Here is an 11,918-nt window from a genome sequence, read left to right as displayed (position 1 = left end):
TGCTATAATAACAATAGAGTCATTAAATTATAGAAAGAGGTCGAATATGCCAAAAACACAACAACAAGCGTTTGGGCATGCATCGAACAAAAAACCATATCATGCAAAAAATCACGTTGAAAAAGGTGATACTTTGATTTACGCCTTAGGGGGATTAGGCGAAGTCGGTAAAAATATGTATTGCTACGAACACGAAAATGAAATCTGTATCGTAGATTGTGGCGTTTTGTTTCCAGGTGATGAACTATTAGGAGTTGACTATGTAATTCCTGATTATCATCATTTGATTCGCATGAACAAAAAAAGAAAGTTTTTAGTAATTACCCATGGTCACGAGGATCATATTGGAGGAATTCCATTCTTACTAAAACAAGTCCAAATTGATGCTATCTATGCACCTCGTTTTGCGAAGGCTTTGATTCTTAAAAAGTTAAGTGAACATAAAGGACTAGAAAAAACAAAAATTATAGAAATTGATGAAAACTCAAGTATCTCAACAAAATACTTTAAAGTTGGTTTCTTCAATACCATCCACTCTATCCCCGATTCTTTAGGTGTACATATCACATGTCCTAATGGATCTATTGTCCACACAGGTGACTTCAAATTTGACTTAACTCCTGTTGGAACAAATGCAGACTATCAGAAAATGGCATTTATCGGTGTCACAAAACCAGACTTATTGATGTCAGATTCTACAAACTCTGGAGTTGAAGACTTCTCTATTTCAGAAAGAAAAGTTGCCAATGAAATCCAGGACATTATGCGTAAGACAAAACAGCGTTTAATTGTTGCGACATTCGCATCCAACGTACATCGTGTTGCTCAAATCATTGAAGCTGCTACTAAATTTGGTAGAAAAGTAATCGTATTTGGTCGAAGTATGGAAAATGTTGTCGATATTGGACGAAAGATGGGAACAATCAAAGTTAAAAATTCAGACTTCTTAAGTCCTGAAGAATTAGCTTATACACCAGATGATAAAGTTTGTATTATTTGTACAGGAAGTCAGGGTGAACCTTTGGCTGCCCTATCAAGGATTGCGAATGGTACACACCGCTTTATTCACTTAAAACCTGGAGATACAATCGTATTCTCAAGTAATCCAATTCCAGGAAACCAATCCAGTGTCAATCGTGTTATTGATAATTTATTTAGATCGGGTGCTACAGTATTGACAAAATCCATCTTAAATAACTTGCATACAACGGGACATGCTTCTAAAGAAGAACAAAAACTAATGTTACAGTTAGTTCGTCCAACCTATTTTATGCCAATTCATGGTGAATATAAGATGTTGATGCAACACCGTCAAACCGCAATGGAAACAGGTATTCCTAAAGAGAATATCTTTGTATGCGCAAATGGAGATATTTTAATTTTAAGAGATCACAAAGTACTACAAAGTGACTGGCGATACCAAGGTGACGATATTTATGTCGATGGAAATGATATTTCCGGATTATCCACTGCTGTTTTAAAAGATCGTCGAATCTTAGCCGATAATGGATTAGTTGCTGTTATCTTAGCTATCGATTCAAAAGAAAACAAAATCTTAATGCGACCAGTCATCGTATCACGTGGATTTGTCTTCATTAAAGATTCACAGGGATTGATCAAAGAAGCTGAATATATTGTGAATAATTCTCTTCAAGAAAAGATGAAAGAGAAAACCACTTTCTCTGAAATCAAAAACTGTGTACGCTCTACATTAGAACCATTCTTATACAAGAAGACACATCGAAACCCAATTGTAATTCCAGTTATCTTGAATTCAAAACAAACAATGGAAGAACTTCAAAAGAATCGTAAGAACAATTTCCATGCAAGAAAACCAAGAGCAACAAAGGCATCCTAGTGATGTCTTTTCTATTTTATGATAAAATAGTTTCATGACAAAGTTACAGAAACAAATGTTTATCATCATTGCCATATTATTTGCAATCGTATTAAGTATGCTAGGATCTTTGAAAATCGCAAAAAATGTTGAGCCCGAACAATTGAGTGTACAATATAAAACATTGAAAGATGAAAAGATTCCATCCTCAATGAATGATGTATCCATTGTTTATTTTACGGATGTGCAATATGGTAAATTTGAAAATAAAAAAAGAGCCGACAAACTCTTTAATAAAATTGAACATTTAGATCCAGACATTCTGATTTTTGGTGGCGATCTATTTGATGAAACCTGTCAAATGAATCAAGAAGACATGGATTATATCACCAATAAATTATCTAAGATGCATGCTCCACTAGGTAAGTTTTGTGTCTTAGGCGAAAAGGATGATGCAAACAACGACGTAGTTCGTTCCATTTTAAATCAGGCACAATTTGAAATATTAGAAAATGAAACAATTCTTCTTACAAACAAAAAAGAGGAAGGCATTACATTAAGTGCATTATCAAATATTCCAGATCCAAGTAAAATTTCAACGTCAGACAAACAATACAATCTGCTCATTACTCACATGCCAGATACACTGACTAATGAAGAATTATCCACAAAATCAATATCCCTTGCATTATGTGGACACTCTCATGGCAATCAAATCACATTTCCTATTTTTGGTGGATATAAATCGATAGATGGGGCAAAATCATTGAATCGTTCCCACGCAAAACGTCTTGCCTTTCCATACATCATTTCATCCGGTGTAGGATGCACACACGTAAATCTTCGTTTTATGGCAAAACCAGAAATCTATTATTTCATGCTACAAAGTAAATAAGAGGCTTTTTAAATCAGCCTCTTATTCTTTTTTCTTTAGACATTGAATTAGAAGTTCATTGTTCTTTTTGATTTCATCTTTAATAGAAGCTAGTTCTAACAAGATGAATACTAAGATTATTATGATAAAGATAGTTAGAAACATGCATGTCACCCTCTTTTCTATTCGAATATCTCTACTTAAATTTTATCATAATAATACTACGGATTTTTATCTTCTTTTTTCTATTAATAATAAGTATGGACAATGATCCAACAACAAGTTTTGTACTTTCTGTACCTGAATCGATGTTTGTGTTTTTAAAAACTCTTCCATACATTTAGCTTCTTCCTGTCCCGATTCATGTGGATACATCACAAGTGCCATTCTTCCTTTTACTTTTAAAAGTTTTAAAGCTTGTCTAACTGCACTTACACTTGAAGAAGATTGGGTTGTGATGCCATGATCACCTTGAGGAAAATACCCAAAATTAAATATTATCGCATCCACTTCTTCATAAATATATTCTTCCATATGTTCATGTCCAACATTATAGAAACAAGTTCTTTGATCATCCAATCGTTCTTTTGTACTTTCAAAAACATCCCTTTGAATTTCAAAGCCATATACTTTATGCACATTCTGCGACAAAAAGAAATCTGTATCTTTTCCCTGTCCTAATGTCGCATCCACACATATTGCTTGTTTATGAAGAACTGGCTTTAAAAATTCATGGGATAAATCAACCATGGATTTCATCGTAGTCTTAATGCCTCTTTATATAACATATAATCTTCGGTTTTATCACACACAAAACATACATGAATAGCCCTTGTCTCAGGAAACTTATTCATTAATCGTTTTACGGTTTGAATCGCAATTGCACAAGCCTCATGATTTGGATATGCATTGATACCTGTAGAAATACATGGAAAGGCAATATTGATCGATTCCATATCATTTTTTCGCATATAATCATACGCCAATGCCATACTATTCCAATAACATGCAGCCAAGTATTCATCTTCATTATGAGCGCCATCTATATAACGAGGTCCACACGTATGAATAACTGCTTTACATGGCAAATTAAAAGATTCTGTCATCTTAGCTTTTCCTACTTCTAAACCATTTAAAGCCTGACAAGCCTTCATCATTTCATTTCCAGACTGATGAAATATCTGTGCGCTCACTCCTTGCATTGGTAAAACTTGTTGATTGGTTGGATCCACAATCAAATCAAAATCCAATAATGATATATTTCCTTTTAATGTACTAATCATTCGTCTTCTCCCATCTTAGTCATTCGACTTGATAATTTTTGTGCAGAAATAGAAACCGCATGGAATTGTGTTGCCAAAGTTTCCAACATTTTTTCTGCCCTTACACTTCTTTCTACAAGACGATTCGCATCCTCCTGCAGCAACAAAATATTTCGTTCGATTTCTTCCATATGGCTTGTGCGATAAAAATCCTTTGTACTTGATAGTAAAGTCATCACTTCCGCTACAAGTGTAGTTGGAGATACCAACATAACATGTTTTTGAAGGGCATATGTAAATAAATCATCACATTTAGCACATACAAATTGATAAATCGCTTCACTAGGCACAAACAATAAAGCATAAGGCATCGTATCCATATTAATATATTTATTTGCTACATCATCAATATGTTTTTTCATATTCATCTTAAAAGGTCTTAGATATGTATCCATATCTTCCTGAAGATTCATATAATTTTCCATAGGAAACTTTGAATCAATACACAACACTTTATTCGTGTCTGGTAAATGAAAAGCACAATCCGCAATCTTTCCATTTGGCAAAGTATACTGCATCGAATAGATAGATGGATTTTGACCACAATATACGCTTAGAAGCATATCCAATTGATATTCTCCCCAGTTTCCTCTAAGTTTTGTATTTGTCATGACCATATTCATACGATATAAATACTCTTCCATTTGATTCAAGCTCACTTTTGAAGTAGCCTGATTCTTTTGAACATCCTGTACTTGTTTTAAAAGATATTCAAAATTCTTTTGTAGAATCAAAGAATCTGCACTTGAAGTTTCTACTTCCTTCGACTTATTTTGCATCAACAAAACAATCAAGCATACAATCACAACGCATAATAATATTAAGATAATGATTTCCATTAAAACCTCCATACGAAAAGAAAAGAGACAAAAATATTTGTCCCCTATTTGTACGTTTATTATAGTTCAACTCGAAATGAATTACTACATCTTTTGAAATTCTTTCATATATTCCACAAGAAAATCAGCCGTAGCTTCCACCATTTCTTTACCCCATTCATACGTTGCATATTTAGGATGATCCTTTCCAAACCAGCCATTATCACTACTTAAACGATTACTTCTAGGAACTGGAATATCCACGCCTTTAAAGTTTACGGTTTGTGCATTGGAAGCTGTTAATTGAGGTGTAAACTGATTTAAATTTGAATCTTCAATCTTATCCTTTTGAACTAAACTTTCATCCACATACAACATAGCTGCCGTTTCCTGACCTGCACCATGGCCTCCGGCCCATTCTGGATTGATTTTTCCAGCAATAGTCCACCAGTCAAAAATTGTACCCACAGCTCCCTTCTTATATAAATGACGACATACTTTACTTAATGCATGTGTGTTTCCTCCATGTCCATTTAAGAACACAAAATGTCGAGCACCACAATCATATAGTCGATCACTGATTCTTTTCATAACCATTTCTAATAAATCACTACCAATTGAAATTGTACCCGTGTATTCTGTATGAAAATCGGCATCCCCATAAGGTAAGGTTGGGCAAATCAATACATCACTTTGTTTTTCAATTAGTTCTAAAATCTTATTAGGAATCATAGTATCTGTTCCTAATGGATTGTGGATTCCATGATTTTCAGTACTCCCCGTTGTAAGTATCACCATATCATGATCCTTAAAATATTCTTCGCAATCTTTCCAACTCATTCTTTCAAGTCGCATAACTTCACTTCCTATCTTTATATATGTATAATACTCCTATCGAAAGGAAAATTTCTATGGATATTAAAATTTTATTGTTTATACAAGAAAACATTCGTCACTACATACTCACACCCTTCTTCACCTTGATCACAAACGAATACTTTTTATATATTCTTCTAGGAATCGTATTGATTTATATGTTCAAGAAAAATGAAGATACTAGAAGACTCGCAAAAGAAACAATTATTGCCTTTTTGATTTGTACCGTATTATTCGTCGTATTAAAACTCATATTTCAAAGACCTAGACCCTTTGATGCGTTTAATGAACTTATTCCATTAGTGGATAAACCTAGTGATTATTCATTTCCATCTGGACACACCGCATCTGCCTTTATTTGTGCCTTTATGGTATATGATGGTCTTCCTAAGAAGTATAGTATTCTAATTTTCATACTCGCAATCCTTGTTGCGTTTTCTAGACTCTATGTGGGCGTTCATTATCCAACGGATATTCTTGCAGGCATTGTGCTTGCGTACATCGTTTATAAATTCATGAAAAAGACTATGTCAACTAAATGACATAGTTTTTTTGTGGGCATATAATAAAAACAGATATAAAACGAGTTAACATTACACAAAAAAAGGAGGATTATTGTATGTTACACGAAGTATCTTTTACATCTTATAATGAACGCGATCAAGTGCAAGCTTGGATTTATGTTCCTGCATGTAAGCCAAATGGAATCGTTCAATTAATTCATGGATTTGGCGAACACTCAAGACGCTATATCCATATGATTTCGGCTTTTCTAGATGCTGGTTATATTGTAGCCGCTGATGATCATGTAGGTCATGGAAAAACCGCAATGGTGAATAATGTCTGGGGTGACTGGGGAGATAAAGGATGTCACACCATGATGGAAGATGAACACACATTAAAGAAAATTGTATGTGAGAAGTATCCAAATTTACCTTACTTCTTATTTGGTCACAGTATGGGTTCATTTATCACAAGAGATTTTATCGCAAAATACGGAAATGAATTAAATGGTGCAACAATTTGTGGTACAACAGGCATTTTCCGTGGTGCTAAAGAAGTTAAAGAAAAATTGAAAGAAATCATTGATGCAGGCCACGGTGAAGAGTCTGATCCAAATGTTGTAGGCTCACTTATGGGCTGGATGTGCGAACGTTGTGGTGAAGTTCAAATTGGAAATGAATGGATTTGCCATGATCCATACGTACAAAAGGACCATGCGCAAGATCCATTTGATGCCTTCACAAGACCTACTAGCAATCGTTCTATTTATGATTTTATCCAAATGATGCTTACAATTGAAGGAACTCAATGGGCCAAAAAAGTACCTAAAAAATTACCTATTTACAATATTGCTGGTGATCAAGATCCAGTTGGCGAATATGGTCTAGGAGTATGTCAAGTCAGTAACTGGCTTGTAGAAACTGGACATCATGTCACAACTAAATTATATTCTGGCTATCGTCATGAAATTCATAATTATGCAGAAATCAAAAATGAAGTTGAAGCCGGAATTATTGAATTTATGAATTCAAATTTATAAGGGTGTAATTCAATTTACACCTTTTTCATTAAAGGAGCTAACTATGTTTAAGACAATGCGAAGATTCAAACAAAAATTATCTGAAGAAAAAATTTATAGAGATACTTACCAATGAACCTCATGGCGTATTATCTTTAATCAGTGATACGGGATACCCCTATGGTTTTCCTATTACACATTGGTACGATGAAAAAAAACGGACATATCTATTTTCATGGAGCAAAAGAAGGACATAAAATGGATTGTTTAAAACAACGTGATAAGGCTAGTTTTTGTGTCATGGATAAAGGCTTTAAAAAAGATGGTGAAATCGTAAGTGATCCAGCTGGTATTAATAATGATGGTAAATGATCCAGATAAAGTCAAAGAAATATGCACGCAACTCTGCCTAAAATTTACCGATGATCAAAATTATATTGATCATGAATTAAAATATTCCGGACCTAGTGTACAATGTTTTGAACTCATCCCTGATTATATATCTGGAAAAATCATTAAGGAATCTTAATTGAGTTTAGCATGCAGTAATGTTACTATTAATACGATAAAGTTGAGGAAGTATTATGGCAACACCAGCAACATTAGAACAATGGAAAGAACTCTATGATTTGGCTATTGAAATCACAAAATTAAGGCCTTGGAACTCATATTGGAACATGGATTTAATTGCAGTAGAAACAAAGAAAAATGAAGAGCCAAACTTCGTATCCATTATGGGTAAAAGTGGAACATGCACAGGTATCAGTGTTTATCGAGGCATGGAAGGTTATAGTGATTTTTGCCAAATCTGCAATGACGACTATAATGTACCTGCAACGTTTGTGATGTCCGATCAAAACTGCATTACTTGTTATTGGGGAAATCGTGATGAAATCGATGATGAAATGTATTCAATTATCAAACAATTAGGTCTTCGTTTTCGTGGCAATGGGAACTGGATTTATTTTAAAACTTTTGAAAAGAAAAGTTTTCCAAGCCTTCCAAACTATGGTGAAATCAAAATGTTGATTGAAACCTATAAAGGATTGATTGAAACATTAAAACATGAAGATTATCAAGAGTCCATCTTTGAAGGAGGAGATATTCTTTACACACAAAAAGATGAAGATGGAAATTGGTTCTCTTATACTGTACCTAGGCCTATGGAACCAGAACGTTATAATACGATCCTTGTCAATGATTCAAATCTAATTGATTATTTTAAAAATATAAAGGATGGAGATTTAGAACTTGCGATTGATATGGATTATATGATGGTTCCCACAAATGATGAAGGTTTTGAAAGGCCCATCAATCCATTAGCCTATATAGTATTTGATTTAAGAAATAACCAAATTTTACACTTTGATTTAATTCACCCAGATCAAGAAGATTATGAAGTCATTATGAATAATTTTTTGGGTGCCATCGAACATTTTGGTAAGCCTAAACATGTATATGCCAGAAATCCATATATTCTAAATTGGCTTGATTTTATTTGTGAGAAATTAGATATTCCTCTAGTTAAAGATAATTTGGAAGAAATCGATGATATTTTTAATATGTTAAAACATATGGATATGGAGTAATGAAATGAAAAAGGAACTACAAAAACAAATGGATTCTATGATGAATATGACAATGGAAGCCATCACAAACAACAAGAAATTAGAACCTGCATTAAATGAATTATTCAAATATGCACCACAAGATGAAAAATATCAATTCATCTTACTTCATGAAATCGCCAATCAATATCTACATGAATTATTAGATATTGATTCTGAATTCCACGATTATTCTTTTGAAGAAGGTATAAAGATTTGTATAGAAGAAAAAACGGACTATTTAAAGGAAAGATTTCAAATTTGTACCATTCAGTTTCAATTGGACGACATCACAAGAACCATCACATTCCCTAAAAGACTTCCATTAGCGGATATGACATATTTTGTGATGTCTAGTTTAGACATAGTATGCAGCTATGATTTCATGATCAATTGTGAAGGCATTGATTATTCTACTGAAGAAATGCAGATTTGTTCCATTGCCGATTTATGTTTAGAAAAGAGTGATATGTTCTTACTATCCTTCTTCGATTCTGGAACAGACGAATTTTATCCTGTAACTGGAAAGCTCATCAATGAAGAGCTGAATAATAAAGAAATTGAATTGGAACGCATTCAAGTTATTGAAACTCAAAATGAAGGACCTTGGGTAGAAGAAAACGAACACCGTACTTTAGAAGAACAAAATGATCAATTGGTTTCTGGATTCTTCTTTAATAAGATGTTCTATGAAAGACCCGATCTATTTGAAGAATTAGAAAATGGTAAAGACATCGAGGAATTACTTTTCCAAATGATTGATGAAGAATTAAATGATGATGTATTTGATACAGACTTATTAAACTAAAAAGGATCGATTTTCGATCCTTTTCCTTTGGCTTGTAACGAATAAGAGAAAAGAGCAATTTTACAAGCCATGATTTTTATATTATTCTTCATATTTTAATGCATCTTTGCCACGAGCTCCTGTTGAGATACGAACAACATCCGCAACATCGTAGACAAAGATTTTTCCATCCCCAATATTTCCAGTATACAATGCCTTTTTAGCTGCCTTAACAACATCTGCTACAGGAACTTCACTTACAACAACTTCAACCTTTAATTTAGGAAGCAATTCCATATTTACTTTAGCACCACGATAGTAGCTTGTTTGGCCCTTTTGCACACCACAACCAGATACTTTTGTGACCGTCATACCACCAATACCAATTTCATTCAATGCAGTCTTAATCTTATCAAATTTCTCAACCTTAGTAATAATAACAACCTTTGAAATAGAACCATCACTATGAATAACTTTTGTAGGTACGGCATCATCCAATTCTACACTTGGAGTGTAGCTAGAATCTTGAATTGTTTCTAAATAATCACCAGGAACATCGGCTTCTAAGGCAAAACCTGCATATGCACTTTCCAATCCATGTTCCATTTTATCAAGACCCACAATTTCTTCATGTGCACTAACACGTAATCCAACAGTCTTTTTAATAATGTAGAAAGTAATAAACATAGTTACAACAGTCCATGCACCAATTGCCAATAAACCTAATAATTGAACGCCTAATAAATGGAATCCACCGCCATAGAATAATCCTTGTGCTTCAGGCATTGTATCTGTACCACACGCAAATAATCCAACACAGATTGTTCCTAATAAACCATTTCCAAAGTGTACGGCAACAGCTCCTACTGGATCATCTACTTTTAATTTATAATCCAACAACCATACAATGAAACAAACCATACATCCAGATAAGATACCAATCACAAATGATCCAAATACGTTTACGGCATCACATCCTGCAGTAATCGCTACTAAACCTGCCAATGAACCATTTAAACACATCGCAACATCTGGTTTTCCATATTTAATCCAAGTAATCAACATAACTGTACATGTCGCAACGGCAGGTGCTACTGTAGTTGTCGCAAAGATTGTAGCTAACTGAATACCATTTGTAGCAGCTGCACCATTGAATCCATACCAGCCAAACCATAAGATGAAACATCCAAGTGCACCAATTGTTAAGCTGTGACCTGGAATTCCTCGTGGAGTTCCATCTTTATCAAACTTACCAATTCTTGGGCCTAACATCCATGCACCAATTAAAGCGGTTAAACCACCAACATAGTGAATGGCAGCACTTCCGGCAAAATCATGGAAGCCTAGGCTACTTAGCCAACCGCCACCCCATACCCAGTGTGCTTCAATTGGATATACAATTAAACTAATCACAAAACTATAGATACAATAAGAAATAAATTTTGTTCTTTCTGCCATGGCCCCAGAAACAATGGTTGCAGCTGTAGCACAGAACACTAAGTTGAATGTAAAACTTGACCAGTTTGTTCCGGCAAAATCTGTCAATGGACTTTCTCCCCATCCAACAAGTCCCGCAAAATCTTGTCCCATCAATAGGCTATAACCAATAATCAAGAATGCGACAGTTCCTAAACAGAAATCCATTAAGTTTTTCATAATGATATTACCGGCATTCTTGGCTCTTGTAAATCCGGCTTCAACCATCGCAAATCCGGCCTGCATAAAGAATACAAATGCAGCTCCGATTAGGTACCATATTCCAAATACCTCTGTTAAAATCTTCTCCATAATATTCCCTGGTATATTGTAATTGACCCATCTAGCTGGTCATTTACAACATACATCTCCTTTCTTTCAACCTTTAATAACCGTAGTTGAAGACGGTTTTGTTAATTTGTAAAATTGAATATGTGAATATGGATTTGTATATTTATACCCTGTAGCTTGACTACTTTAGGGAGGTTCTTACCACACCTTATTCCAAAACAGTGATTAGTTAGATGAGTCTTTGAATTCGTATTTTGAACCAGGTTTTGTGGTCTAAGTGTTGTGGATAACCATTTTCACAAATTTTAATCAAGAAAGGATGTTTATTTATGAAATTAGTTGGTATCGATGTTGGAAAGAACAGTCACCACTTCTGTGTTATGGACAAGGAAACTGGTGAATTCAATGTTACACCTTCTTCTTTTTCTAACAACAAAGAAGGATTTGACTTTCTGATCAACTCTCTTAAACCATATTCTAAAAAATCAATTCTATTAGGTATGGAAGA

At 34.1% G+C, this 11,918-nt stretch carries 14 protein-coding genes; 8 read left to right on the top strand and 6 right to left on the bottom strand.

Annotated elements, in window-relative coordinates; translation table 11 throughout:
- Positions 1 to 46: 46 nt before the first annotated feature.
- Positions 47 to 1,858, top strand: coding sequence for a ribonuclease J (locus tag H8911_RS05335; protein WP_117924568.1), 1,812 nt, complete (start codon positions 47 to 49; stop codon positions 1,856 to 1,858).
- Between the two features lie 34 nt (positions 1,859 to 1,892).
- The gene (locus H8911_RS05330; protein ID WP_117924569.1) at positions 1,893 to 2,732 is read left to right on the top strand and encodes a metallophosphoesterase; all 840 of its coding nucleotides are present in this window, start codon (positions 1,893 to 1,895) and stop codon (positions 2,730 to 2,732) included.
- 21 nt (positions 2,733 to 2,753) lie between these two features.
- Here H8911_RS05330 and H8911_RS12680 read toward each other — a convergent pair whose 3' ends face one another.
- From H8911_RS12680 to H8911_RS05310, 5 genes are all read right to left on the bottom strand, one after another.
- Positions 2,754 to 2,876 (bottom strand): hypothetical protein, encoded by a 123-nt coding sequence (locus tag H8911_RS12680; protein ID WP_255466296.1) that lies wholly within the window; start codon positions 2,874 to 2,876, stop codon positions 2,754 to 2,756.
- Between the two features lie 66 nt (positions 2,877 to 2,942).
- Entirely contained in the window at positions 2,943 to 3,470 is a 528-nt protein-coding gene (mnmM, locus tag H8911_RS05325) for a tRNA 5-(aminomethyl)-2-thiouridylate-methyltransferase MnmM (protein ID WP_117924572.1), read from the bottom strand.
- Positions 3,467 to 3,994: a macro domain-containing protein gene (locus tag H8911_RS05320; RefSeq protein WP_186998920.1), complete on the bottom strand. Its 528-nt coding sequence runs from the start codon at positions 3,992 to 3,994 to the stop codon at positions 3,467 to 3,469. Before H8911_RS05320 ends, mnmM begins: the two co-directional genes overlap by 4 nt.
- Positions 3,991 to 4,872: a DNA recombination protein RmuC gene (gene rmuC, locus H8911_RS05315; RefSeq protein ID WP_255466295.1), complete on the bottom strand. Its 882-nt coding sequence runs from the start codon at positions 4,870 to 4,872 to the stop codon at positions 3,991 to 3,993. Before rmuC ends, H8911_RS05320 begins: the two co-directional genes overlap by 4 nt.
- Positions 4,873 to 4,956: 84 nt before the next feature.
- Positions 4,957 to 5,706 (bottom strand): creatininase family protein, encoded by a 750-nt coding sequence (locus tag H8911_RS05310; protein WP_117924576.1) that lies wholly within the window; start codon positions 5,704 to 5,706, stop codon positions 4,957 to 4,959.
- Between the two features lie 56 nt (positions 5,707 to 5,762).
- Between H8911_RS05310 and H8911_RS05305 the strand changes: the two genes are divergently transcribed.
- From H8911_RS05305 to H8911_RS05285, 5 genes are all read left to right on the top strand, one after another.
- Positions 5,763 to 6,269 (top strand): phosphatase PAP2 family protein, encoded by a 507-nt coding sequence (locus tag H8911_RS05305; protein ID WP_158567592.1) that lies wholly within the window; start codon positions 5,763 to 5,765, stop codon positions 6,267 to 6,269.
- A gap of 77 nt (positions 6,270 to 6,346) precedes the next feature.
- Complete coding sequence (locus H8911_RS05300; RefSeq protein WP_186998919.1) at positions 6,347 to 7,270, top strand: alpha/beta fold hydrolase; 924 nt, start codon at positions 6,347 to 6,349, stop codon at positions 7,268 to 7,270.
- Between the two features lie 186 nt (positions 7,271 to 7,456).
- Positions 7,457 to 7,621 (top strand): hypothetical protein, encoded by a 165-nt coding sequence (locus tag H8911_RS12430; RefSeq protein WP_217295468.1) that lies wholly within the window; start codon positions 7,457 to 7,459, stop codon positions 7,619 to 7,621.
- Positions 7,622 to 7,833: 212 nt separating this feature from the next.
- Positions 7,834 to 8,838 carry a DUF7309 domain-containing protein gene (locus tag H8911_RS05290; RefSeq protein ID WP_117924582.1) on the top strand — a complete coding sequence of 335 codons (1,005 nt, stop codon included), beginning with the start codon at positions 7,834 to 7,836 and terminating at the stop codon, positions 8,836 to 8,838.
- A gap of 4 nt (positions 8,839 to 8,842) precedes the next feature.
- Positions 8,843 to 9,664: a hypothetical protein gene (locus H8911_RS05285; RefSeq protein ID WP_186998918.1), complete on the top strand. Its 822-nt coding sequence runs from the start codon at positions 8,843 to 8,845 to the stop codon at positions 9,662 to 9,664.
- Positions 9,665 to 9,745: 81 nt separating this feature from the next.
- Here the strand turns inward: H8911_RS05285 and H8911_RS05280 are convergent, their stop codons facing one another.
- Positions 9,746 to 11,431 carry an ammonium transporter gene (locus H8911_RS05280; protein ID WP_186998917.1) on the bottom strand — a complete coding sequence of 562 codons (1,686 nt, stop codon included), beginning with the start codon at positions 11,429 to 11,431 and terminating at the stop codon, positions 9,746 to 9,748.
- 308 nt (positions 11,432 to 11,739) lie between these two features.
- Here H8911_RS05280 and H8911_RS05275 point away from each other — a divergent pair.
- Positions 11,740 to 11,918: IS110 family transposase (locus H8911_RS05275; protein ID WP_186998916.1), on the top strand; the 179-nt coding region annotated here is incomplete at its 3' end.

The sequence above is a fragment of the Holdemanella hominis genome (genome assembly GCF_014306155.1).
GTDB classification, from domain to species: Bacteria; Bacillota_I; Bacilli_A; order Erysipelotrichales; family Erysipelotrichaceae; genus Holdemanella; species Holdemanella hominis.
The sequence above is the reverse complement of the archived record's forward strand: the minus strand, read 5'-3'. Positions and strand labels throughout refer to the sequence as shown.